The 25,034-nt window shown below is 71.7% G+C and carries 16 protein-coding genes and 1 pseudogene; 6 read left to right on the forward strand and 11 right to left on the reverse strand.

All coding sequences use genetic code 11. The features are described from left to right. Nucleotides 1-140: 140 nt before the first annotated feature. Both ACFV9D_RS04675 and ACFV9D_RS04680 read left to right on the forward strand, forming a co-directional pair. Nucleotides 141-2,189 (forward strand): FG-GAP repeat domain-containing protein, encoded by a 2,049-nt coding sequence (locus tag ACFV9D_RS04675; RefSeq protein ID WP_385140846.1) that lies wholly within the window; start codon nucleotides 141-143, stop codon nucleotides 2,187-2,189. Between the two features lie 139 nt (nucleotides 2,190-2,328). Then, entirely contained in the window at nucleotides 2,329-3,072 is a 744-nt protein-coding gene (locus ACFV9D_RS04680; RefSeq protein ID WP_385140849.1) for a dienelactone hydrolase family protein, read from the forward strand. Nucleotides 3,073-3,194: 122 nt separating this feature from the next. Here the strand turns inward: ACFV9D_RS04680 and ACFV9D_RS04685 are convergent. Both ACFV9D_RS04685 and ACFV9D_RS04690 read right to left on the reverse strand, forming a co-directional pair. Then, nucleotides 3,195-4,759: pseudogene (locus tag ACFV9D_RS04685) on the reverse strand (DUF4139 domain-containing protein). Nucleotides 4,760-4,767: 8 nt separating this feature from the next. After that, nucleotides 4,768-6,888, reverse strand: coding sequence for a DUF4139 domain-containing protein (locus ACFV9D_RS04690; protein WP_385140851.1), 2,121 nt, complete (start codon nucleotides 6,886-6,888; stop codon nucleotides 4,768-4,770). Nucleotides 6,889-7,265: 377 nt separating this feature from the next. Between ACFV9D_RS04690 and ACFV9D_RS04695 the strand changes: the two genes are divergently transcribed. Beyond that, nucleotides 7,266-9,542, forward strand: a complete 2,277-nt coding sequence (locus ACFV9D_RS04695) for an FUSC family protein (protein ID WP_385140854.1) — start codon at nucleotides 7,266-7,268, stop codon at nucleotides 9,540-9,542. A gap of 74 nt (nucleotides 9,543-9,616) precedes the next feature. On the opposite strand, the gene helR is transcribed toward ACFV9D_RS04695, so the two are convergent. Then, entirely contained in the window at nucleotides 9,617-11,785 is a 2,169-nt protein-coding gene (gene helR, locus ACFV9D_RS04700) for an RNA polymerase recycling motor ATPase HelR (protein WP_385140857.1), read from the reverse strand. Nucleotides 11,786-12,104: 319 nt separating this feature from the next. Continuing rightward, nucleotides 12,105-12,923, reverse strand: coding sequence for an SDR family NAD(P)-dependent oxidoreductase (locus ACFV9D_RS04705; protein ID WP_385140860.1), 819 nt, complete (start codon nucleotides 12,921-12,923; stop codon nucleotides 12,105-12,107). 152 nt (nucleotides 12,924-13,075) lie between these two features. On the opposite strand from ACFV9D_RS04705, the gene ACFV9D_RS04710 reads away from it, so the two are divergent. Continuing rightward, on the forward strand, nucleotides 13,076-14,002 hold the full coding sequence (locus tag ACFV9D_RS04710; protein ID WP_385140863.1) for a MurR/RpiR family transcriptional regulator: 927 nt from the start codon (nucleotides 13,076-13,078) through the stop codon (nucleotides 14,000-14,002). Nucleotides 14,003-14,261: 259 nt separating this feature from the next. Here the strand turns inward: ACFV9D_RS04710 and ACFV9D_RS04715 are convergent, their stop codons facing one another. Beyond that, a complete protein-coding gene (locus ACFV9D_RS04715) occupies nucleotides 14,262-14,663 on the reverse strand; it encodes a hypothetical protein (RefSeq protein ID WP_385140865.1) in 402 nt (133 codons plus the stop codon). Nucleotides 14,664-14,764: 101 nt separating this feature from the next. Beyond that, nucleotides 14,765-16,336 (reverse strand): polysaccharide lyase family 1 protein, encoded by a 1,572-nt coding sequence (locus ACFV9D_RS04720; RefSeq protein ID WP_385140867.1) that lies wholly within the window; start codon nucleotides 16,334-16,336, stop codon nucleotides 14,765-14,767. Between the two features lie 365 nt (nucleotides 16,337-16,701). On the opposite strand from ACFV9D_RS04720, the gene ACFV9D_RS04725 reads away from it, so the two are divergent. Both ACFV9D_RS04725 and arcA read left to right on the forward strand, forming a co-directional pair. Beyond that, nucleotides 16,702-18,159 carry a basic amino acid/polyamine antiporter gene (locus tag ACFV9D_RS04725; RefSeq protein WP_385140870.1) on the forward strand — a complete coding sequence of 486 codons (1,458 nt, stop codon included), beginning with the start codon at nucleotides 16,702-16,704 and terminating at the stop codon, nucleotides 18,157-18,159. A 76-nt stretch (nucleotides 18,160-18,235) separates the two neighbouring features. Next, nucleotides 18,236-19,498: an arginine deiminase gene (gene arcA / locus ACFV9D_RS04730; protein ID WP_385140872.1), complete on the forward strand. Its 1,263-nt coding sequence runs from the start codon at nucleotides 18,236-18,238 to the stop codon at nucleotides 19,496-19,498. Nucleotides 19,499-19,607: 109 nt separating this feature from the next. On the opposite strand, the gene ACFV9D_RS04735 is transcribed toward arcA, so the two are convergent. The 5 genes from ACFV9D_RS04735 to ACFV9D_RS04755 form a co-directional block, all read right to left on the reverse strand. Then, nucleotides 19,608-20,354, reverse strand: coding sequence for an ABC transporter ATP-binding protein (locus tag ACFV9D_RS04735; RefSeq protein ID WP_385140875.1), 747 nt, complete (start codon nucleotides 20,352-20,354; stop codon nucleotides 19,608-19,610). Between the two features lie 131 nt (nucleotides 20,355-20,485). Continuing rightward, nucleotides 20,486-21,472, reverse strand: coding sequence for an ABC transporter ATP-binding protein (locus ACFV9D_RS04740; RefSeq protein WP_385140878.1), 987 nt, complete (start codon nucleotides 21,470-21,472; stop codon nucleotides 20,486-20,488). Beyond that, the gene (locus tag ACFV9D_RS04745) at nucleotides 21,469-22,347 is read right to left on the reverse strand and encodes an ABC transporter permease (RefSeq protein WP_385140881.1); all 879 of its coding nucleotides are present in this window, start codon (nucleotides 22,345-22,347) and stop codon (nucleotides 21,469-21,471) included. Before ACFV9D_RS04745 ends, ACFV9D_RS04740 begins: the two co-directional genes overlap by 4 nt. Beyond that, nucleotides 22,344-23,297 carry an ABC transporter permease gene (locus ACFV9D_RS04750; RefSeq protein WP_385140884.1) on the reverse strand — a complete coding sequence of 318 codons (954 nt, stop codon included), beginning with the start codon at nucleotides 23,295-23,297 and terminating at the stop codon, nucleotides 22,344-22,346. Before ACFV9D_RS04750 ends, ACFV9D_RS04745 begins: the two co-directional genes overlap by 4 nt. Continuing rightward, complete coding sequence (locus tag ACFV9D_RS04755; protein WP_385140887.1) at nucleotides 23,294-24,928, reverse strand: ABC transporter substrate-binding protein; 1,635 nt, start codon at nucleotides 24,926-24,928, stop codon at nucleotides 23,294-23,296. The genes ACFV9D_RS04750 and ACFV9D_RS04755 overlap by 4 nt, the downstream gene beginning before the upstream one ends. Nucleotides 24,929-25,034: the final 106 nt, after the last annotated feature.

Raw genomic sequence — 25,034 nt, forward strand, 5'->3', positions numbered from 1 at the left:
TCCTCCATCGAGGACTGCCCGCCGCGAAGACGCGTGACCCGTGAAGCTACTGTGCCCTTCTGTTTCCAAGATCTTTGAGTAGGAGTGCGCGAAGAATGCTTATACGGAGACGCCGTGGTCGTCTCGCGGGAGCTCTCGTGATGGCCGTGGCGCTGCTGGGCGGGCTGCCGCAGTCGGCCGGTGCCGCGCCAGTGTCGAACGGCTCGGTCGTTTCGGCCACGGTCACCCCGCTTCTGGTCGCCGACGAGACCGACTGGGCCATGGCATCCACCGAGTCGGGACCCGTTGCGGAGGACCAGAGGACTCGGTTCGCGCAGGACATCGCCGCGGCCGAAGGTGCCGGCGTGCGGAGTGTGGGGCTCTCCAGCGTCCTCGGGGATCTGAACGTCACGGCTCGGCCCCTGTGCCATCAGACCAACGCCGCAGGCGCCGAGGGTTTCTGCTGGAACGACGCCTACGGCGACGACAGCAAGTTGTTCTACACGCCTCAGGGAATCACCGGGTCCGGTGAGTCGCGCGACAACGAGCGCCTCGTGGGTGGCCGACGGATCCTGGTCACCAGCTGGCACAGCGACGAGGATCACTCGAGCGGCGCCGACCAGCTGATGCGCGTCACCTTCGCCGACGTCACCGTACCGACGAACGTGACCTACCGTCATGTCCTGCTGGTGACGCCGACCGCGTCGGGATTCGCGGCGCTGCCTGGTCACGCCGACTCGGTCACGTGGTACCAGAACTACCTCTACGTCTCCAACGCCGGCGGGCTGGCGGTGTTCGACCTCACCAAGTTCTGGGTCACGGACGAGAGCGGGGGCGGCGTCGGCGCGTCGAACGGGAAGTACCACGCGGCCTGGCACAAGTACGCGCTGCCGCAGATCGACCGGTACCACTACATTCCGCCCACGCCGAAGAACTTCTGCGGCCATTTCAACGGGTACCCGCCGTGCTTCGCCGGGGCATCGTTGGATGACAGCGGCCCCGTTCCGGTTCTTGTCACCACCGAGGTGAACGGGGTCAAGAAGAGCCAACAGCAGACGTTCGCCGACAGTCAGGTGGTCGTGCGCTGGCCACTGGACAGGACCACTGGGCTGCCGTCGCTGAACGAGAAGCACGAGCTCCGCCCGGAGGCTGCCTTCACCTCGACGGTCAGTGGCGCCCAGGGCATCGCCATGAACCGCGGCCGATTCGTTGTCTCGGCGCCGTGCCCCGAATTCGTCGAGGGCGGGGAAAACATCCCCAGCTGCCTCTACCACGCGTGGCCCGGGGAACCGGTGCGCCTGTGGACCCGTACGGGCATCAACAACCAGAACGTCTCGTACTGGCCCGCGACGGACGACCTCTGGACGGTCAACGAATACCCGACCGGGCGTGTGGTCTTCCACATCCCGTGGCCCAGGCCCGACGTTCCCCTGCGGTCCCTCACCGGCACGTGGGGTGATCTCAGCGGCGACCAGCTGCCCGATCTGCTCGGGATCCGCCCCCACGCCTCACCGCTGGGCGGGACCGGCAACGGCGACCTCGTCCTCTACCCCGGCGCGCCCGACGGCGTGGGCACGCGCACGTCCATCGGGACGGGCTGGAACTCGATACGGCTGATGGCGGGTGTGGGGGACCTGAACGCCGACGGTCGGCCCGACGTCCTCGCGGTCGAGGACGTCACGGGTGATCTGTGGCTCTACCCTGGCGCCCCGGGCGGCCTGGGAGCCCGTGTCAAGCTTTCCACGGGCTGGAACGTCGTGCAGACGATGACCGGAGTCGGCGACCTCAATGCGGACGGCCTCCCCGACCTCATGGCGATCTGGACGGACGGAACGGCCCGCCTCTACCCCGGCCGGTCCGGAGGCCTCGGCGCCAGCACTCCGATCGGGACGGGCTGGAACTCGATGCGGCTGGTGACGGGTGTGGGGGACCTGAACGCCGATGGCCGGCCCGACGTCCTCGCGGTCGAGAACGTCACCGGTGATCTGTGGCTCTACCCTGGCGCCACGGGCGGCCTCGGGGCCCGCGTCAAGCTCTCCACGGGCTGGAACGTCGTGCAGACCATGGCCGGAGTCGGCGACCTGACTGCGGACGGCCTTCCCGACCTCGTGGCCATCTGGACGGACGGAACCGCCCGCCTCTACCCCGGCCGACCCGGAGGCCTCGGCGCCGGCACCCCGGTCGACCTGGGCTGGAGCGGTGGCCTCTAGATGACCGGATTCATGTCCCGCAGCATGGGGACTGAGTCATGGTGGACGAGGATGCCACCCACCGGCCCCAACACCCCCTTGTTCTGCCGACGGTGAAGACCGGCCCGGCCGGGCTCGACCATCATTACAGTCCAGTTTCATGACGACTGTTACCACGCGCACGGTCGAATACCCGGCCGACGGCCTCACGATGATCGGGCACCTCGCACTCCCCGCCGGTGTCGACCGCCGACCCGCAGTCCTGATCGGGCCCGAGGGGCCGGGCCTGAACGACTTCCAGCGCCGCCGGGCCGATGCCCTCGCCGAACTCGGGTACGTGGCGTTTGCGTTCGACCTCCACGGCGGGCGTTGGTTCACCGACCCACAGGAGATGTTGGCGCGCGTGACCCCGCTGCTCGCCGACCCCGACCGGATGCGGGGTATGGGCCACGCGGCACTCGATGTGCTGCGTGCCGAACCGCGGACCGACCCCGACCGGATCGCCGCCATCGGCTACGGCACCGGGGGCGCGATCGCGCTGGAACTCGGGCGCGACGGCGTCGACCTGCGTGCGATCGGGACGGTCAACGCACTGACCACGGGCCGACCGGGCGAGGCGGCGCGCATCCGTTGCCCCGTGTGGGCCGGGGTCGGATCCGAGGATCCGATCATGCCCGCTGAGCAACGGGACGCCTTCGCCGCCGAGATGCAGGCCGCGGGCGTCGACTGGCGCCTCGTGGTCTACGGCGGTGCCCTGCACGCCTTCCACCACCCGCCGGTCGACCAGACCGTGCTCCCCGGCATCGGCCACCACCCGCAGCACGCGCAGCGGGCCTGGCGCGACATCGTCGACCTGCTCGCCGAGTGCCTGCCAGGGGCAGTTGTCGGTCGTGAGTCCCACTGAGCCCGAGGTCGATCGCTCCAGGCCGGCCTGCTGTGTCGTCCCACAGGGACGACCCTGAGCGTCAGGTGCGGTTGATGGTCGTCGGGTAGCGGTAGCGGTCGCGGGCGGCCGCCGCACCGGGTTCAGAGGCCCGTGACCTTGGCGGTCGCCGAGAGTTCGTAGACCAGGGTGATCGTGCGGCGGCCGCCCGGCGGGAGGGGGACGTTCCAGTGGGCGATGCCCTCGGGGTCGACGGCGGCGGGTGGTGGGGAGCAGGCGTCCTTGTGGAGGCGGACTTCGACCGCCGAGACCTCGGAGACGGGGATCCGCTCCCGGAGGGTGACCATGCGCTCGTCGTGCTCCCCGGGGGCGGAGAAGCGGGACAGGTGCAGGCGTACCGTGCGGGTGACCACGGTCCGTTGGGTGATGCCGGTGGTGTCGCGGGACTCCTCGGCCTGGCGGACCACCCCGTAGTCGTCGCAGCTGCCGAAGGCCAGCTCGACGGGGGCGCCGAGCGCGGTGAAGTCCAGGGTGCCGCGGCCGCTGAATCCGCTGCCGCGGACCAGGTCCACGGGGCCGGCGAGGAGTACGTGGCCGGACTCGTTGTCGAACCGCACGACCTGGGTGACCAGGGGGAGAGTTCCGGTGAGCAGGCGTACTCACTGCGTGCGGCCGTGGTGAACGCGGAGAGCCGCACTCGGTGGGCGCGGCCGTCGCCCGGCACCGAGACCGGGGCGGGGGAGCTCAGCACCCGTGCCTCGCCGCCGTCGTCCACTCCCGGCAGGCCGAGCACCGGGGCCGGGCCGAGAGCGCCGATCTCCTCCTCGCGCAGCTCGACGTCGACCGTACGGCGCTCTGCCGGGGAGCGGTCCTCGAGCGTCAGTCGGTCCTCGCCCAGCCGTGGCGGATCGCTTGCCTGCGCCGAGCGGGCCGTCGACAAGGTCAGCCGTACGTTCGACCAGTCCTCACCGGTGCGCTGCCAGACCACCGCGTCGGTCTCCAGTGTCAGGGAGTCCCCGTCGAGCACGGCCCGGTACGCGGGCCGCCACAGCGCACACGGGGTGAGGTGACTCAGGCGCAGCCCGACCGGACCGGCAGCCGTGGCCTCCACGGTCAACTCGACATGGCCGACCAGCTCGGCGGGCTCCTCCTCGGACAGGGCAACGGCCCGGTGGGCCGCCGCGAGTTCGGCGGTCACGGCAGCCGACCGGGCCTCCACCGAACGGAGTTGCTCGCTGTACGTGTCGCGCTCCTCGTCCGCCCGGTCCAGTTCACGGGCCCAGCGGGGCCGTTCGGACTCCCCGGAGCCGGCGCCCTCGCCGATCTCCCGCAGCAGATCGGCGGCGAGGCGGCCCAGCAGGTCGAGGCGCGCACGCAGCCGGTCGCGTCGCCGGACCAGCGCCAGTTGCTCCTCCTCGAGGGCGTGGATGCGCAGGCGCAGGGCGGAGTCGTCGTCGGCGTCCGGCAGCGGTCCGCGCGGCGTCCAGCTGCGGACGATCCGTACGTCGAGCACGGTCGCGCGGTGCTCGGCGGTCAGTTCGGCATGGAGGGTCCGGTCGACGGCAAGCGCGCTGACCGGGCCGAGACGCAGCCGCTGGACCCCGGCCTCCAGGTCGAGCACGGCGGCGCGCTCGACGTGGGCGCGGTCCTCGAGGCAGGTGACGGCGGTGACGGGGAGGGCGATCGGCTCGGTGGGGGCCGTGGACATGGCGGGTGTCAGCTCCTGCGGTTGCCGCCGACCAGGGCCTTGCCGGTCGGGATGCGGATCTCGTAGCCGCCGTCGAGGGCGGCGGTGACGCCTGCGGGCAGCTCCAGTCGCCAGACGCGGGTGCCCGGCGCATGGCGATCGGGGCCCGTGCCTTCCCCGGGCGCCCTCCAGTCGGCCCGTTCCTCGATCCGGACGTCCGGATCGGAGGTCACCGGCACCCGCTCGCGGACTTCGACGGTGACGGGCCTCGCGAGCCGGTTGGCCAGCTCCACGTGGACGCGGTGGTCGAGCACGGTGGTGTTGTTGCGCAGGCCCGAGGTCGACTCGTGCAGGTTCGTACGGCGGGTGACCCGGATGCCCTCGGCAGGCCCGAGCCCCACCCGGCGGACACCGCCGGGGGCGAGCGTGGGCAGCGCGGCGGTCAGCAGGTAGTCGTCGTCGACGGTGACCTCCACCGGGCCGGCCAGGAGGGCCTGGTCGGTGGCGTTGGAGAGCACCAGCGTCGCGTACACGGTCTGCTCCACGGACGGAACGCAGAGGTACTCGGTGCGCACGCCGACCGGGATCTCGCCCACGGTGACGGTGTGCCAGGTGCCGTCGGACGGGATGTCTGCGCGGGCGGCGGCATCGAAGCGGTGGTCGAACGAACCCGCCGACTCGCGCGGCCGCACGGCCTGTCCGGGCAGCGGCAGCGCGGCCACCGCTTCGGCGCGGCGGCGGTACTCGGCCGCCATCGGGTCCAAGGGCGAGCCGGGGAACAGCCGGCCCCTGCGACTGCCTTGCTCGTCCGGGCCGCACAGGACGAGGGCGGCGTAGTCGAGTTCGGCGCCGCTCGGCTGCGGTGGACCGGACGACGGAGGAGGGGGTGGCGGTGGCGGCGCAGCCGCGCCGGGAGCAGCGGGGGCCATGGGGGTCGGGGCACCCGCGAACCCACCGCCGGCACGCGGCCTGGCACCCGGTCGTGCCCCGCCCGGCTGCGCGGGGGCGGGCATCGCGGGGGCGGGCATCGCGCTGCGGACGTCCGCCGAGGGAGCGCCGTACGTGCCGCCGGGCACCGGGAGCGCGGCCGGCGGAGAGCCGTAGCCCTGCGGTGCCGACGGCAGCGGCGGTGGGGGCGGTGGTGGCGGTGGTGGCGGAACAGGTCGGGGTACGCGCACCTGCACGGCAGGGCGAGGGCCTGCAGCGTCGTAGCCGGAGAACAAGTCGGTGAGCCCTGCCGGAGGCTCGCGCCAGCCGGAGGGCGCGGGGGCGGGCTGGCGCCGTCCGATCCGGATCGATCGGAGCCTCGGCAGGTCCGTGCGGCGGCGAAGATCGGCCGTGGCCAGGGCGACGCGTACGCCGGTCCAGTCCTCGCCGGTCCGCTGGGCGACGGAGGCGCGCAGCACCAGACGCCCGCTGCCGTCGCCCTGACGGTGCGTGAGACGGTACGTCGGCACCCAGACGGCACCTGGCACGCCGTACTCCAGCTCCAGCTCCAGCTCCATCTCCACGTCCGCGTCCCCCGAGCCGTCACCGGCACCGTGCCCGGCACCGTCGAGAGTCAGGACCGCGCAGACCGTCGTCTCCACATGCGCCGACGTCGCGTCGGTGGAGGCGCGGGCGAGTCTGTCGGCGGCGACGGTGAGTTCGTGCTCGACGTCGCGCAGAGCCTCCTCCAGCTCGACGAGGCGGGTGTGCAGTCCCGTCAGCCGCTCGTCGACGAAGTCGGCGAGCTCCAGCCACGCGTCGACCGGGGTGCGGCGGTGCGGGTCCTCCGGCGTGCGGGCAGGCGGGACCGGGTGGAGGGCCCTGATCTCCTCGATCAGGCTCAGTTGGCGGTCCCGGCGTCCCTGCGCCGCCCCGTACGCGTCGCTCAGCCGCTCGACCTCGCGCCGCAACTCATCGGGCGTGCCCGCGCCGAGCGGCTCGGCCTCGACTTCCACCCGAGCCTCGGTGACGCGCACCCCGGGGGCGCCCAGGACGCGGGCCCGCAGCGATCCCGGGTCCAGCGAGCGGGGCAGTCCCGTCACCCGCACCCGGCCGTCGGGCGGCACGGCGCCCCGGGCCAGCCGGCGACAGAGCGCGCCCTGCGCGTACACCACGACCGAATCGAGGGTCGATTCCCACCTGTGTGCCGACTCAGCCGTCATGTGCTCCGCCCCCCGCCGTGTCCATGCAGAGCGAAGCCTACGCCCGGGCGGTGTGCTGACGCTCTCTCAGCCCTGGAGGTGCGTGCCGATCGTGAGGAACGCCTGGCCGGACCCGCGTAGCCGTGGGCGGCGCGGCCCAGAGCATCGCCGTGTGCGTCGCGGGCTGCGCGATGGCGGCGTTCTCGTTCGTCGACGCGTCCGGTCCGCGTCTCGTACTGATCGCGCCGGTCTTCGGAAGCGTCGCCGTCGCCAGCCCCCGCCCGGAGCGGGACGCACAGCGCCCCGGGCACGCACCCGCGGCGCACGCGGGAAGCGGGCGTCAGTCGGTGGGACGGGCGCGGGGTGCCGGGGCGTGGCGCGTGGTCGATCCTGGTGGCATGGGTGCCAACGGTGGCCGCGGCGGCGCGGGCGCCACGGGGGGCGGCCGGCCGAGCGGTCTGCTCCGGTTGCCCGCCGCCTACGCGGACGCGGCCCGCCGCTCGCTGCGGGTCACGCTGGCCGCGGGCGCCGGGTTCTACCTGTTCCTGTACGGGTTCGGGCAGCCCGTCGCGGCGACCTACGCGCTGTTCGCCGCGGTGGCCCTGGCCGGTCTTTCACGCATCCCGGGCACCGGGCGCCAGCGGGCCGCCGTACTGCTGCGGCTGCTCCCGGCTGCCTGGTTGCTGGTCGTCGTCGGCACGTACCTGGCCGTGAGCACCTGGAGCGCGGTGGCCGGAATGCTCGTCATCGGCTTCGCGCTCGCCTTCGTCGCCGTGGGCGGGCCCCGCCCGGCCGGTGCGGCGCCCGGACTACAGCTGCTCTACATCCTCCCGTCCTTCCCGCCGTACGCCCCGGACACCCTGGGAGAGAGGCTGACCGGGACCACCACCGGGATCCTCCTGCTGATCCTCGCCGAAGCATGTCTCTTCCCCGATCCGCCGACCGTGTCGTACCGGGAACTCGCCGCCCGCGCCGCGGTCACGGCCGAGCGCTGTACCGGGGAACTGGCCAGGCCGCCGTTCGTCCTCTCCCCGGCGACGCGAGAGGCGGCCGGGTCGGCAGCCGCGGCGTTGCGGCCCTCGCGGGTGCCGGAGGCGGAGCGACCGGCCGGGCCGGGGGTCCGCTCCCGCGGCCTGGCCCATACCGGTCTCGCGGCACGGACGCTGTTGAACCGGCTGGCACGGCTGCCGTCCGTTCCGCCGGGCCAGGACCCCGCGGTCGCGGGCCTGGACCTCCTGCGCGCCGTCGGGCGGTCCGCGGCGGATACCGCCGCGCTGCTGCGTGGTGCTCCCGGAGCGGAGACGGCGGCACACCCCGGTCCGGAGCGGGAGCGAGCGCTGCTGGCCACGGCTCCGACCCGGCCTGCCGTCCCGGCGGCGCTGCGCCGCCGTGCGGCCCTGCTGGAGCTGGCCGACGCCGCGCTCGCGCTCTCGGCGGCCGCGGGACTCGCGGTGCGAGGGCGGATCGCCGGGACCGAGCTGCCCCTCGGCCGGTTCTGGTACGCGCGACAGCGGGCGCCGCAGCTCTGGTGGCGTCGGCTGGTGGGGAACGCGGGGAGCAGGTCGGTCTTCTTCCAGAACGCGGTGCGGATCAGTCTGGCGCTGGCAGCCGCCCGGGCCGTCGCCGGCCTGGACACGCTCCCGCACGGCTTCTGGGCGATGCTGGCCACGCTGACACTGACCCGGACGACCCTGGTCGCGACCCGGGCCGGCGTCCGCCAGGCGGCGGCGGGGACGCTGATCGGAGCGTTGTGCACGGCTGCGATTCTCGCCCTGGTCGGGACGGACACCACGGTGTACGCAGCGGTGATGCTGCCGTTGTTGCTGGTCACCTTCACGGTGGGTCCGGTGAAGGGTGTCGGCTGGGCACAGGCGCTGTTCGCGCTGGTGGTCTCTCTGGTGTTCGCCCAGCTGGCGCCGGCCACGTGGCGGCTGGCCGAGATCCGGCTGCTCGACGTCCTGGTCGGATGTGCGATCGGCCTGGTCTTCGGGCTGCTGGCCTGGCCGCGCGGCGCACAGGAGGAGGTACGGCGTTCGGGGGCGGCGCTCCTGCGGTCCGCCGCCGAGGCCGTGGTCGCCACCGCCTCGACGGTCGCGGCAGGTGGGCCACGGGATCGGGACGCAATGCCGGAGAACGGCTCGCTGCGGCACTCGCTCATCCTGGCGGAGTCGGCCTTCGCGCAGTTCCAGAGCGAACCGCGGGGGCGGGTGGCGGAGGAGTCCGGATCCGGGCGGCCGGCCGGGGAGGAGCCGCGTCCGGTCGACTGGCAGGCGGTGCTGCTCGCCGGTCACCACGCGCTCTGGGGCGCGGATCGGTTGCTCGCGCCGCCCGTGCCGTCGGAGGGCCCGCGCGTGCCCGTCGTCGTACCTCCGCTGGAGCCCGCGGTGGCTGCCGCGTTGACCCGGCGAGGGGACCGGGTGGCGGGGCGGATGCTGCTGCTGTCCGCCGTACTGGACCCGACCGGGGACACCCCGCAGATGCGGGCGCCGGGCCCGGCCCTCGACGCACCGGGCCAAGCGCTCGACGCGCCGCACGACGGGCCCGACGCGGCAGGCTCCGTACCGGCCGGGGCACCGAACAGCTACTACGCTGCGGACGCCTGGCTGGAGGCGCTGCTGGTGGACCTGGACCGGATCACCGACGGCGGCCCGGGGCGGGACGGACCGCAGTCCTGAGCCCGCCCCCCGGATTGCCGCCGACACCGACACCGACACCGGCACCGGCACCGGCACCGATCCCGCCCCCGACGTCAGGAGCTCGTGAGGATGACGAGCTGCTGGGTCGCTCGGGTCATCGCGACATAGCGGTCGACCGCTCCTTCGACACCCTCGCCGAACTCCTCCGGGTCGACGAGGACGACCAGGTCGAACTCGAGCCCCTTCGAGAGCGTCGGCGTCAGCGACCGGACGCGGGGCGTCTCGCGGAACGTGCCCTCGCCGATGTCACCCGGGCCGATCACGCAGGCGACCCCGTCGGCGTGGGCGGCGAGCCAGGTGTCGAGGATCGAGTCCAGGTCCGCGACGGATCCGTGGACGACCGGAATGCCGTTGCTGCGGATGGAGGTCGGCACGTTGGCGTCGGGGAGCGCGGCCCGGATGACCGGCTCGGCTTCCGCCATGACCTCTTCCGGCGTGCGGTAGTTGACGCTCAAGGAGGCCATGGTGACCCGGTGCATGCCGATCCGTTCGAGCCGCTCCTCCCACGACTCCGTGAACCCGTGCCGGGCCTGGGCGCGGTCCCCGACGATGGTGAAGCTCCGGGACGGGCAGCGGAGCAGCAGCATCTGCCATTCCGCGTCGGTCAGTTCCTGGGCCTCGTCCACGACGATGTGCGCGAACGGGCCGGCCAGCAGGTCCCGGTCGGTGGTGGGCAGTGCGGAATCGTCGATCAGGCTGTCCTGGAGGTCCTTGCCGCGCAGCATCGTGACCGCGCCCTCACCGTCGTCATCGGCGGCGAGCACGTTGTCGATGACGCCGGCCATGCGCTCGCGTTCGGCGGCCACGGCGGCGTCGTGCCGGCGCTTGCGCAGGGACGCCTCCGGGTCGCCGAGCCGCTGACGTGCCGCGTCCAGCAACGGCAGGTCGGACACCGTCCAGGCCTGGGGGGCCTCCTTGCGCTGCAACTTGCGGACGTCGTCGCGGTCGAGCCAGGGCGCGCACATCCGCAGGTAGGCAGGGACCGACCACAGGTCGCCGACGAGGTCGGCCGCTTCGAGCAGCGGCCACGCGCCGTTGAGGGTCCTGACCAACTCCCTGTCCTGCATGAGCGACTTGAGGAACTGTTCGGGCGAGACGTCGCCGTCGAACTTGTCCATGAGGATCGTGACCAGTTCCTCCCAGATCTGCTCGCGCGCCTCGTTGTGCGGGGTGCCCCGCCCCGCCGCCTCGAACGCCTCGGCCCAGTCGTCGGCGCTCAGCCAGATGTCGGCCCAGTCGGTCGTGACCGTCATCCCCTCGGCGGGCGGGTCCTCGTAGAACCTGACGGCCATCTCGACCGTCTTCACCATGTTCGCGGACGACTTCAGGAGGGCCACCTCCGGGTCGGTCTCGACCACTGCCGTGGCACCCTCGTCGACGAGGTCCCGCAGGGTGCAGGTCTGTACGCCCTCCTCGCCCAGGCTGGGCAGGACGTCTTCGACGTACGCCAGGTACGGCCGGTGCGGACCGACGAACAGGACGCCACCCCGACTGTGACCGAGACGGGGGTCGGAGTAGAGGAGGTGGGCGGTGCGGTGCAGAGCGACGACGGTCTTGCCCGTACCCGGCCCGCCGTCGACGACGAGCGCACCCCGGGATTCCGCCCGGATGATGGCGTCCTGGTCGGACTGGATGGTGGCGAGCACGTCACGCATCCGGCTCGACCGGTTGGTGCCCAGGCTGGCGATGAAAGCGGACTGGTCGTCGAGCGCGGCATGCCCCTCCCGCCCGTCGGCGGAGAACACCTCGTCCCAGTAGTCGCTGATCCGGCCGCGGGTCCAGCGGTACCTGCGGCGGCTCGCCAGCCCCATCGGATTGGCGTGGGTCGCCGCGAAGAACGGCTCGGCCGCAGGGGAGCGCCAGTCGAGCAGCAGCCGACGCCCGGTGCTGTCGGTGAGGCCGAGCCGTCCGATGTACACGGGCTCGGCGTCGTCCGCGCCGACGATGTGTCCGAGGCACAGGTCAAGTCCGAAGCGACGCAGGGCGCGCAGACGACCGCTCAGCCGGTGGATCTCCGCGTCCCGCTCCATCGCCTCCCGGCCGGCGCCGCCAGGGGCCTTGCGCACGGCATCGAGGCGGTCGGACAGTTCGGCGATCGCCTGCTCGAGGCTCTCCGCGATGGCGGCGAAGTGCTGCTCGTCGCCGGCGATCAGTGTCGGGTCGGCCTTGGGGGAGAGGTGGTCGGGCAGGTCGAACGAGCTGGTGGTGGTCAGGGGGTTCACGGCATCAGCTCCGTCAACAACACGCACTTCGTGGGTCTCCCGTTTTTCCGCAGGTTCTGGACTAGGCCAGTGATTCTGCGGCACCACCGGGGCCTTGCCGCAAGCCCCCCAGTGCGCTATAAGTTAAGAGTGGCAAGGAGTGGGGATTCCTCCTTGGCCTTCTCGCCCGCCTCTGGGCCACACTCTCTCGACCTTCGCGCACAGCGAGCTGACCGGCTTTCGCATGCGGCCGGTCCTCGCTTCCGACGGCTCGTCAGCCGTACGGCCCGTCAGTAGTACGGCTCATGAGCTGTACGGCGGCCGTCAGCCGTACGGCCCGTCAGCTGTCCTGCGCCCGTGGTTCGATCCGGAAGTCGAAGGCGAGCGTGCCCGGGTCGAGGGCGGTCACGCCGCCGTCGACCGTCAGCACCGCTCCGTTGACGAAGGACGACGCGGGTGAGAGGAGCCAGGCGACGGCCTCGGCGACCTCGCGCGGTTCGCCCGGCCGGCCGGCCGGCAGCACCCGGGTGACCTCCTCGTACGCTGCGTCGACACCGCCCTTCCCCAGCCCCGCTTCGTCGGCGAACCGGCTCATCCGGCGGTCCGCCATGTCGGTGCGCACCCAGCTCGGGCACACCGTGTTGGCGCGCAGGCCGGCGCCACCGTAGTCGACGGCGAGCGAGCGACAGAGCTGGAGCAGCGCCGCCTTGGAGGTGGCGTAGGCGGCGTTGCCCACGCCGTTGCGGAGGGCGGACACCGAGGCGACCGCGACGACCGCGCCCCGTGCGTCCAGCAGATGGGGGAGCGCGGCGCGCAGCAGATGGAACGGGCCCGTGAGGTTGGTCCGCATCACCGCGTCCCAGTCGTCGAGCGTCACCTCGCCCACCCCGCCGCCACGCCCGATACCGGCGTTGAGGACGAGGCCGTCGAGGCGGCCGTACGCGGCGACGGCCGCGTCGACGAGTGCGCGTACCGCGTCGGGGTCGCCGATGTCGGAGGGGACGGGCAGGGCCCCGGTCTCCTCCGCGACGAGATGCAGCGGCTCGGGTCGGCGCCCGGAGATCACCACATGGTGACCCGCTTCGCGCAGCAGTCGGGCGGTCGCGGCGCCGATGCCCGTCCCGCCGCCGGTCACGAGGTACACGCGCTGGTCCGCCATCGTCGTCGAGCCTCCGTCGTCGTCTGCCGTCCTCGTGATCATATGCACCGGAACAACGGCCTGTTCGGTCCGTGCGGCAGCGTCTCGAGCCCGTAGCAGCCCAGCCCGTGTGAACTATCTTGGGCAGCAGAGAGACGAGAGGGAGGCACCTCGTGCCATCTGGGCAGCAGGCGCGCGCACAGGCAGCCGCGATCACACCGGGCAGGCTCTCGGCGGAGGCGGAGGCTGCTTCGCCCGCCGAGCGGGTGCGGGCGCTGTTCGGCGGCCACCGGCTGTCCCCCGGGCAGCGGCGCATCGCCCAGTTCCTGATCGACCACCTCACCGAGGCCGCGTTCCTGTCGATCACCGAGCTCGCGGAGCGCGTCGGCGTCAGTCAGCCGTCCGTGACCCGGTTCGCCGCGTCGCTGGGGTTCAGTGGGTACCCCGCGCTCCGGGAGGCCCTTCAGCCCATCGCGCTCAGCGCGGTCGCCGGCGCGCCGGACGAGGGGGAGGAGCGGCTCCGCAACGAACTCCAGTCGGCGGTCGACGCCGAGATCGAGAACCTGACGTCCTTGCGGCGCGTGCTCGCCGACCCCGACCAGATCCTCGACATCGGCCGCGAGCTGGCCCGATCCGTCCCTCTGACGGTCCTCGGACTGCGGATCTCCGTGTCCCTCGCCGAGTACTTCGCTTACGCCGCGCGGCGCATCCACCCCGATGTACGGGTGGTGACGCGTGGCGGCAGCGTTGCTTACGACGGACTGCTCCAGGCGCGCGAGGCGGGCGGGACGTGGGCGCTGGCCTTCGCGATGCCCCGCCACGCCAAAGAGACCCTCGCCGTCGTCCGAGCCGCTCGGCGTGCGGGGCTGCGCGTGGCGCTGATCACCGACCTCGCGCTCGGGCCGCTCGTCGACGAGGCCGATGCGGTGTTCACCGCCGGCACGGGGTCGCGGCTCGTCTTCGACTCGTACGCGGCGCCCGGGGTGCTGTCCGCGGCCCTCCTCCAGGCCATGGCGGACGCGGATCCGGAGCGGACGCAGACGCGGCTGGAGAAGTACGAGCAGGCGGCGGAACAGCACGATTTCTTCCTGGACGACTGACGGGGCCGACCGAGGCCCAGGTGCATGAAATTTTTCATGCCCTTGCGTACTCGACGGTATATATATTTACTGATGCTGCCCCCACGGGCCCGAACAGAACATGCTGGGTCGCCCCCTCCTCCTCAGACGACCCTCGTGTTTCAACGGCGGCGCCGCGCTTCGCGCGGCTGCTCTGTGGCGGCTCCGGTCAACCCCTGGGCCGGAGCCGCCGGACAGAGCGGGTGCCGAGGCCGGTCCGGGGCTGTGAGGCCGCCGATGGCTACGCGTAGGGGACGACCACGACCTGGACGTCGTCCTCGTAGATGACCCGCCCCGGATCGGTGCTGCGCATCATCCGGCAGTCGACGCCGTGCGCGGCGAGAATCTGCAGGTAGCCGGGGATCCGCGCGATGAGATGAGCGGCGGCCGACGGCTTGAACCACGCCGCGGCGCCCGGGTTGATCTCCTCGTCGTACACGGTGGGGTCGACCGTGGAGGGATCGGGGTACGTGGCGTCGTACCACCTGTTGTTGTCGCGCCGGAAGGACTCCTCGTCCTCCGAGAGCCTCCCCTCCCGCGCCAGCGTGTTGATCAGCCCGAACACGCCGGTGAAGTGGCCTCGCCCGTTCCGGTGCGGCGACTGGAACCGTACGTACGGGATGGCCTCGTCGGCGCGGCCCATGCGTGTTGCCTCCTGATCCGAGGTGGGGTGCGGTGAGGGGAGCTCAGTAGCGGTGCCTGGGCCAGTATGGGCGGGCGGACCGCGGAGGGCGGACCGCGCCGCTACTGGGCGTACGTCTCGTACTCGGCGACCTTCGGCGTGCCGGTCGAGCTGGTGATCTCGAAGGTGATCTTCTGCAGCGAGGTCCGGGGGAAGGTGATGGCCCCCGCCCCGCTGCCCGTCGTCAGGACGGAGCCGGTGTCGGCGTTGACGACTCGCCATGACCCGATGCTGCCCGCGGAGCCCGACGCCTCCCGGATGGTGATCGCGGACACGGTGGTGGGCGCGCCCCACTTGATCGAGACGGAACCGGTCGAGCCGGCCGGCGACCAGTAGGTGCTCAGGTCACCGTCCCGTACGTTGCCGTAGCTCGTGCCGTCGGCCTTGCTGGAGCCGTCGGAGCCGGCCCCGATGCTGAGGTTGGTCCCGCTGGGCGGGGTCGTCGTGGTCGGTCCCGGCGTGGGAGTCGTGGGGGACGGCGCAGGGGTGGTGGGCGACGGCGTGGGGGTGGTCGGGGACGGGGTCTGCGGCGTGCAGTCACCGTTCGACACCTGGAGGCCCTTGTTCGCGCCCGCCGTCCGGCTCACGACGTCCGGCACGCAGCCGGCCTCGTCGAGACTGTAGGAGTAGGGGATGCCGACCGTCGTGTTGGACTGCGGGTCGGGGCCTGCCGGGTTGTTCTCGCTGCTGGGGCTGGACCAGGTCACGTTGTCGAAGATGTTGCCGCCGACCTGCCAGTAGCCGGCCGCGTCGGTGTAGAACGTGCCCAGGACGTCCTTGGAGTCCTCGAAGTAGTTGTTGTCCACCTTGGCGCGAGCGCCGGCTCGGGAGTTGATGCCCGACTCGTTGAGGCTCACGTAGTGGTTGTTGTAGATGTGGGCCGTACCGCCACGCAGCAGGGGTGCGCGCGAGTCGATGTTCTCGTACAGGTTGTGGTGGTACGTGATGAAGCTGTTCGAGAGGTCGCTCTCACTGGATCCGACGAGTCCACCGCGGCCGGAGTTGCGCAGCACGCTGTAGGACAGGGTCACGTACTGGGTGTTGTCCTTCATGTCGAAGAGGCCGTCGAACCCCTCCGACTCGCCGCCCGACGCCTCCAGGGTGGTGTGGTCCACCCAGACGTTGCGGACGTTGCTCTCCATGCCGATGGCGTCACCACCGTTGGACGTGGGTGAGCCCGACTTCTTGACGTTCCGGACGGTCGCGTTCTGGATGATGATGTTGCTGGATTCGCGAATGTGGATGCCCAGCTGGTCGAAGACGGCTCCGCCGCCGACCCCGACGATCGTGACGTTGCTGATCTGCTTGAGCTCGATCACACCGTCGGCGGTGTTGCAGCTGGCCCCCGACACCTTGGAGGTGTTGGCGTGATTGATGGTCCCCTCGACCTCGATCACGACAGGGGTACTGCTGCTGGCCCGGCCGCACAGCGCCGCGTGGATCGCGGTCCCCGTGGTCGCCCGCACCGTCTGTCCGCCCGCACCGCCGGTGGTCCCGCCGTTCTGCGTCGCGTATCCGGTTGCGCTACCGGTCGCTGCCGATGCCTCGGGCATCGACAGAACCACACCGGCCGCGGCCGCCATGGCCGTCGTGGCCAGCGCCGCGCCGAGTCGCAGTGCGACTGGTCGTCTCATCCTGGTCTCCTCATTGGTTCGTGTCGGCCGGCCGGCCGCTCTGCCCTGACGTGCAAGGTCGCCAGTCCCCACAAGGGGGAAAGCGCTTTCTGTCGGGCGACAATAGGGTGGCTTCCGTCGAGCCGGCAAGGCTCTGGACGGCTCCGGAGTGGCCAACTCCCCTGCGTTGTAAGTCAGTTGCTGACCGTGGTCAGGCGGGAGGGGGTGGTGCCTCGCGGTGCGAGGAGGCCGGGCAGGCCGCCACCTCGCAGCCTCGTCGGTGGTTCATATCGGGGCAATTCGGTAGATCACGCTAGATTCCCTCTCGTGCCCCGCCGGTTCAGGGGTGACCGCGCAATGAACCGAGTACGTGGACGAGGTGGGCCATGAGCGACGCAGAACCCGTGACCGCGGAGAAGGAGGAGTCCCAGCCCGCCGTCAAACTGACCCTGCTGACCCTGACCGCGATGGTCGTCGGCTCCATGGTCGGCGCGGGCGTGTTCTCGCTGCCCCGGCGGTTCGCCCAGGAGACGGGTGTCGCGGGCGCGCTGATCGCCTGGGCGGTCGCCGGCGTCGGGATGCTGATGCTCGCCTTCGTCTTCCAGACCCTGGCCGTCCGCAGGCCGGACCTGGACGCCGGCGTGTACGCCTACGCGAAGGCCGGCTTCGGCGAGTACCTGGGCTTCTTCTCGGCGTTCGGCTACTGGGCGAGCGCCTGCGTCGGCAACGTGACGTACTGGGTGCTCATCATGTCGACGATCGGCGCGATCGCCCCCGCGCTCGGCGACGGCGACACCGCCCTCGCCATCGTGCTCTCCTCGGCCGGGCTCTGGGCGTTCTTCCTGCTGATCAAGCGGGGCGTGAAGGAGGCGGCCGCGATCAACAGGATCGTGACCGTGGCGAAGCTCGTGCCCATCATCGTCTTCATCATCCTGGCGCTGTTCTACCTCGAACCGTCCGTGTTCGCCGACAACTTCGGCGGCGCGGACTACGCCGGCTCCCTCTTCAACCAGGTACGCGGCACGATGCTCGCCACCGTCTTCGTCTTCCTCGGCGTCGAGGGCGCCAGCGTCTACTCCCGGCACGCCAAGCGCCGGGAGGACGTCGGCCGGGCCACGCTCCTCGGCTTCCTCAGCGTCTTCGCGATCTTCGCCTCCGTCACCATCGTGTCGTACGGAATCCTCCCGATGAGCGAGATCGCCGAGCTGCGCCAGCCGTCCATGGCCGGTGTCCTGGAGGCCGCCGTCGGCACCTGGGGAAACGTCTTCGTCAGCGTCGGCCTCATCGTCTCCGTCCTCGGCGCCTATCTCGCCTGGACGCTGATGGCCGCCGAAGTGCTCTTCGTCGCCGCCAAGGACGACGACATGCCCCGCTTCCTCGGACGCTCCAGCGGCGACGACGTACCCGTCCCCGCCCTGCTGATGACCACGTCCCTCAGCCAGGTCGTGCTGGTCGTCACCGCCTTCTCCGACGACGCGTTCAACTTCGCCCTCGACCTCACCAGCGCCCTGAGCCTGATCCCGTTCCTGCTGGCCGCGGCGTTCGCCGTGAAGATCGCTCTGAGGCCGCGTCAGGAGCGGGTCGCCGGGGAGAGCACCCGGTGGGAACTCGTGGTCGGCATCCTCGCGACGCTGTACACGGCCTTCCTCCTCTTCGCGGCCGGACTGAAGTTCGTCCTCGTCTCCTTCATCCTCTACGCCCCGGCCACCTTCCTGTTCATCAAGGCACGGCGCGAGCAGAACCGGCGTCTCTTCTCGCCCGCCGAGGCCCTCCTCTGTGCCGTGTCCGTGGCAGGAGCGGTCGTCGGCGTCATCGCTCTCGCGGCGGGCTGGATCGAGCTCTGACCCGACGAGCCCACGCCCGCCGTCCTACGTCCCCCTCGCCCGTCGCTTCCCCGCGCTCCCTCCGAAAGGCATCACCATGACGAGCAACGACACTGCCGCCGGTCCGCAGCTCGGCGTCCACTCCGAGGTGGGACGGCTCCGGAAAGTACTGGTCTGTTCGCCGGGCCTTGCGCACCGCCGGCTGACCCCGACCAACTCGGACGACCTGCTCTTCGACGACGTCATGTGGGTGGAGAACGCCCAGCGCGACCACGCCGACTTCGTCAACAAGCTGACGCAGCGCGGGGTCGAGGTCGTCGAACTGCACAACCTGCTGGCCGAGACGATGGCGCTCCCCGACGCCAGGACCTGGCTCCTGGACCGGAAGATCGTGGCCAACGAGGTGGGTCTGGGGCTCGTGGACGACACACGGGCGTTCCTGGAATCCCTCGCCCCGCGCCAGCTCGCCGAGTTCCTGATCGGCGGTCTGTCGACCGCGGACCTCCCGGACGCGTTCCGCTCCGGTTACGTCGCGCTGGCCAGGGAGGGCGTCGGAGCGCGCGAGTACCTCATGCCTCCGCTGCCGAACACCCTGTACACCCGCGACACCACCTGCTGGCTCTACGGCGGGGTGACGCTGAATCCGCTGTACTGGCCGGCCCGGCACGGCGAGACGCTGCTCATGAAGGCGATCTACACCTTCCACCCGGACTTCAAGGGCTCGACGGTGTGGTGGGGCGACCCCGAACAGGACTGGGGCCAGGCCACCTTCGAGGGCGGAGACATCATGCCCGTCGGCAACGGTGTCGTCCTGATGGGCATGAGCGAACGGACCTCGCGCCAGGCCATCACCCAGGTCGCGGCTTCGCTGTTCGCCAACGGCGCGGCCGAGCAGGTCATCGTCGCCGGCATGCCGAAGCTGCGGTCGGCGATGCACCTGGACACCGTCTTCACCTTCGCCGACCGCGATGTCGTCACCCTCTACCCGAAGATCATGGACGCGGTCCACACCTTCTCCCTCAGGCCCGACGACAAGGCTCCGGGCGTCGGGATCACCGACGAGGGCACCACCCCGTTCACCGACGTCGTGGCCAAGGCCCTCGGTCTGCCGAAGCTCCGGGTGATCGAGACGGGCGGCGACGTGTACGCCTCCGAGCGGCAGCAATGGGACAGCGGGAACAACGCGGTCGCGCTCGAACCCGGTGTCGTCTTCACGTACGACCGCAACACCCAGACCAACACGCTGCTGCGGAAGGCCGGTGTCGAGGTCGTCACCATCGTCGGCGCGGAACTCGGCCGCGGCCGCGGCGGCGGTCACTGCATGACCTGCCCGCTGATCCGCGACGCCGTCGACTTCTGACCCGGCCCGCGCGCCCGGCCCCATGACGACGGGGGCGGTACGGAGACTCTCCGCACCGCCCCCCGTCGTCGCATCGGCGGCCTTGGGCCCGGACGGTGTCGGCGTGACCTCAGTCCAGTGAGCGGCGGCCGGCCGCCGCATCGGTCGGGTTCCAGCCGCGGCGGGGGACCGAGGCGAGCAGCAGGCGTGTGTAGGCGTGGGCGGGGGCGTCCAGGAGGTGGGGCGTGGGGCCCGCCTCGACCACTCGGCCCGAGCGGAGGACCATCAACTCGTCGGTGATGTGCCGGACGACGGCGAGGTCGTGGGTCACGAAGAGGAAGCCGATGCCCGTCTCGCGCCGGATGGTGCCGAGGAGTTCGAGCACCTGCGCCTGGATGGACACGTCCAGCGCCGCCACCGCCTCGTCGAGGACCAGGACCCGCGGTTCTGCGGCGAGGGCACGGGCGATCGCCACCCGCTGCCGCTGACCGCCCGACAGCTTGCCCGGCAGCGCCGCCGCCTCCCGCTCGCCGAGTCCGACCTGGTCGAGGAGTTCGGCGACGCGGGCCCGCCGGGCCTCGGCCTCCATCGGGAAGTGGAGGCTCAGGACCTCCTCGACGCACCGGCCCACCGGAACGCGTGGATCGAGGGAGAGGTACGGATCCTGGAAGACCATCTGGATCTCGCGGGCGCGGGCCAGCCGCTCGGCCCGGCCCCGGGCGGGCGTCGAGCGGTCGCGGCCGCCGATGCGGACCGTGCCGCCGTCGGGCCGCTCCAGGCCGACGAGCATCCGTACCGTCGTCGTCTTGCCGCTGCCGGACTCGCCGACGATGCCGAGGGAGGCGCCCGGCGCGAGCGTGAACGACACGTCGTCCACGGCCGTGTGGTCCCCGTACCGCTTGCACAGCCCCTCGACGACGAGTTCCCCTGACGATCCGGTCCTCGCAGGGTGGTCGGTACCGACAGAGCGATCGGCAGGGCGATCGGCCCTCGCAGTGCGGTCGTTCCTCACAGTGCGATCCCTTCGTCGGCGCGGTGGCAGGCGGCCAGACCGGCGCCGTGGCGCGCCAGTACGGGTGTCTCCTCCGCGCACTGCGGCTGCGCATGGGCGCAGCGCGCCGCGAAGGCGCACCCCGGCGGTGCCTCGGCGAGGGAGACGGGCCGGCCCGGGATGGGCCGTGGGGCGGAGGCCTCGGCCTCGATCCGGGGCGTGCAGGCCAGCAGCCCCGCCGTGTACGGGTGGCGCGGACGGTCGAAGAGGTCTTCGGTGCCCGCCGTTTCGACGATCCGGCCGGCGTACATCACGTACACGCGGTCGCAGATCGCCGACGCCAGCTCCAGGTCGTGGGTGACGAACAGCATGCCGGTGCCGCGTTCGGCCTGCAGCCGGGTGAGGATCGCGATGATCTCCGCCTGCGTGGTCACGTCGAGGGCGGTCGTGGGTTCATCGGCGACCAGCAGCTCGGGCTCGCCGGCCAGCGCCGCCGCGATGACCACGCGTTGCAGCATGCCGCCGGAGAACTGGTGCGGGTAGCGCCGCAGCGCGCCCCGCGGATCGCGGATGCCGACGGCGTCGAGGAGTTCCTCGGCCCGTGCGAGCGCCGTGGCGGCCGGCGTGCCGGCGCCGCGCAGCCCCTCGGTGAGGAAGTCGCCCACGCGCCGCAGGGGGTTCACCGAGGCGCGCGGATCCTGGTAGATCATGGCGACCTTCCGGGCGCGCAGCCGGGTCAGTTCGGCGCGGTCCATGGTCAGGACGTCGCGCCCGCCCACGCGTACCTCGCCGGAAGTCCGCGCCGTGGCCGGCAGCAGGCCAAGGACGCTGCGGCAGGCGACCGACTTGCCCGAACCGGACTCGCCGACCAGGCCGACGGTCTCGCCGGCCGCGACCCGGAGGGTGACGCCGTCGAGGATGGGGCGTGCCGCCCGCTCGTCCGGCAGCCGGACACCGAGCCCGTCGATCTCAAGGACAGGAGACTGCTTGATCATGGTGCTCATCGCTCCCGCTTCGCGATCCGGTCGGCGAGTCCCTCACCGACGATGCTGAACGCCACCACGGCGAGGACGATGCAGACGGACGGCGCCAGCGCGGGCAGCATCGCCCCCTGCTGGAGGGCCGACTGACCCTCGTTGATCATGGCGCCCCAGTCGGCCGTGGGCGGCTGCACACCGAAGCCGAGGAAGGAGAGCGCGGCCAGGTCCATCAGGGCGTACCCGAAGTTCATCGCGGACTGCGCGAACACCGTCGGAGCGATGTTGGGCAGCAGATGGCGCAGACAGATCGTCCAGCCCGACCAGCCCTGGACCCGGTACGACTCGATGTACGGCCGGGCCTTCTCCTGGCGGGCGATCCCGCGCACGAGCCGCCCCACGTACGGCGTGTACGCCACGGCCATGGCGATCACGGGCGCGGTCATGCCCGAGCCGAGCACGGCCACCAGCAGGATCGCGAGCAGCAGCCCCGGAATCGCGAAGGCCATGTCCATCGAGCGGGACAGCACCGTGTCCGCCCAGCCGCCGCGCCAGGCGGCGACCGTGCCGAGCAGCGTGCCCAGCAGGGTCGAGACGGCGACGACGAGGAGTGGACCGAGGAGTCCCGTCCGGGCGCCGTACAGCAGCCGCGACAGGATGTCCCGGCCCGACTGGTCGGTGCCGAGGAGATGGTCGCCGGTGGTGCCCACGAGGCTCGCCGACAGGTCGAGCGCTTCGGGATCGTACGGCGCGAGTACGGGAGCGAGTGCGGCGACCAGGACCAGCGCGGCCAGCACGGCGACGGAGGCCGTGAACAGCGGGCCCTGCCCGAGGACGCGCAGCGCGCGCAGGCCCGGGCGGCGGCGCAGTGAGCCGGACGCGGGGGAGAGGGTGGTGGTCATCGGGACGCCTCCCCGTGGAGCGACAGCCGGGGGTCGACGAGCGGAACGAGCAGGTCGACGACGAGATTGACGACGACGAACGCGGTCACGCTGAGCAGGGTGATCGCCTGGACGACGGCGAAGTCCTTGGCCGTCACCGACTGCACGAGCAGCGAGCCGATACCGGAGACATTGAAGGCGGTCTCGACGATCGACGTACTGATCAGCAGCCCGGCGAGCATCGTGCCGCCGACCGTGACGATCGGGCCCAGGGCGTTGCGCAGCACATGCCGGCGGACCACGGCGCCGCCCGCGACCCCGCGGGCGCGCGCCACCTCGACGTGCTCGCGCCCGAGTTCGTCCACCATCGCGGAGCGGGTCACCCGGGCGAGCAGCCCGGCGAAGGTGATCGCCAGCGCGAAGGCCGGCAGCGTCAGGTGGTACACCCGGTCACCGAAGGTCTCGGGAGTGCCACCGGGCCCGGGGAACCAGCCCAGTTGGACGGAGAAGAGCGAGACGAGCGCGATGGCGCTGACGAACGAGGGGGTCGCCGTCGCCACACCGGTGCCGAGCAGCACCGCACGGTCCACCGCGCCGGGCCGCAGGGCGGCCAGCACGCCGGCGGACACGCCGAGGACGGCGACGAGCAGCGCCGCGTACCCGACGAGCACCGCCGTGCCCGGGAGCCGCGAACCGATCAGGGAGCCGACGTCCTGGTGGAACTGCGAGGAGCGGCCGAAGTCCCCGTGCAGGACCCCGCCCAGCCACTTCGCGTACTGGACCGGGAGCGGGTCGTCCAGGTGGTACTGGGCGCGCAGCGCCTCGACCGTCTCGGGGGTCGCGGGGCGGCCGTGGAGCAGGAAGGACACCGGGTCGCCGGGTGCGAGGTGCACGGTGCCGAAGACCACGACCGAGGTCACGAGCAGCACCGTCGCCAGGCCGAGGAGCCGGCCCGCCAGATAGCGCGTCATGACTGCGCGGCCCCGATCGTCGCGGCCCACGGGTAGTACAGCTGGGCGATACCGGTCGGAGCGCCCGTGACGCGGTTGCCGAGGAAGACCGAGAAGGGGGCTTCGTAGAGCGGGATGATCGGGAGCTCGCGGACGGCGATCTTCTGGAGTTCGGCGGTCAGGTCCGCCCGGCGGGCCGGGTCGGGCTCGGCGTTCGCCCGATCGAAGGCTGCGTCGTACTCGGCGTTCGACCAGTTGCCGTAGTTCCCGAAGTCGCCCGTGCGCAGGTACTGGTAGAACTCCAGCGGGTCGGGCGTGTTGTCGTACCCGTTGGTGATGACCAGGTCCAGGCCCTTGCGGGCGTTCGGGTCGACGAAGATGCTGCTGTACGCCTCCGGGGCGACGGCCTTCAGCTGGACGTCGAGGCCGATCTGCTTGCCGGCCGCCTGGACGGCGTTGGCGACCACGCTGATCTCCGGCGCGAGCGTGCTGGTGACGAGGGTGACCTTGCGCCCGGTGGCACCGGCCTCCTCGACCAGCTTCTTCGCGGCGGCCACGTCGTACACCGGATCCGGCAGGGCCTTGAAGTAACCGTCGGTCTTCTCCGGCACCAGCGCCCACGCGCCCTGCGCGGAGGGCGCCTTCGCCGGGATCCCGACGCCGCCGGCCGCGGCCTTGACGATGTTCTTCCGGTCGAGGGCCATGGAGAGGGCCTGGCGGACCTTCAGATCGCCGAGCGTGCCCTTGAAGTCGAGGACGGCGAGGTCGGCCGCCGCCGTGTTGGGGCCGAAGTACACCTTCCCCTTGGGCGTGTTCCGCAGCTGCCCCAGCGAGGAGGAGGGCACCATGTACCCGCCGTCCGCCGTGCCCGACAGGAAGGCGCTGGTGCGTGCGGCCGGGTCCTCGATGAAGGTGAACTTCACGGTGTCGGTCTTCGGAGCCAGCGAGGTGTCCCAGTACGCCGGGTGCTTCTTGAGGGTGACGCTGTCGCCCTGGGCCCAGCTGTCGAGCGCGTACGGGCCGGTGCAGTTCACCTTCCCCTTGGGGCCGCCGTAGTCCTTGCCGGTCTTGGCCAGGAAGGCGGCGCTCTCGACGGTGCCGGGGGAGGCGGCCATCAGCTCGTTGAGCAGGACGTCCGGCTTGGTGAGCTTGATCGTCACCTCCAGCGGGCCGCTCTTGGTGATCGAGGCGACGTTCTTGAACGCCGATCCCCACGGGGAGCCGGTGGCCGGGTCCATGTGGCGCGTGAGGGAGGCGACCACGTCGTCCGCCGTCATGGTGGTGCCGTCGTGGAACGTCACGCCGGAGCGCAGGGTGTACACCCAGGTCTTCGGGTCCGGGTTCGCGTACTTCACGGCGAGACCGGGCTCGATCTTCAGGTCGGGGGTGACCCGCAGCAACTGCTCACAGACGTTCGCGAGCACGGTGTTGGGCGGGTAGTCGTAGGCGAGCGCGTAGTCGAGCGTGTACGGCTCGGCGTACAGCGACCAGGTGAGGGAGTCGAGCGCTCCCTTCGCCGCTGGGGAGGTCGGGGTGACGGTGTAGGCGGCGGTGCCGCCGGATCCGGATCCGGTCGCGCCGGAACAGCCGGCGGTTCCGGCCGCGACGGCGGCGGTACAGAGGAGCAGTGCGGTGGCTCTGGACAGGCGCAAGGAGACCCACCCCTTTACGGGTGTAGTGACGGGCGCTGGGGGATGGAGCGAGTATTGATGCGGGAACGTTCCCGCACAAGGCTTTGCGGGAACGGTTTTGCCGAGG

This window comes from Streptomyces sp. NPDC059875 (assembly GCF_042731085.1).
GTDB lineage: Bacteria > Actinomycetota > Actinomycetes > Streptomycetales > Streptomycetaceae > Streptomyces.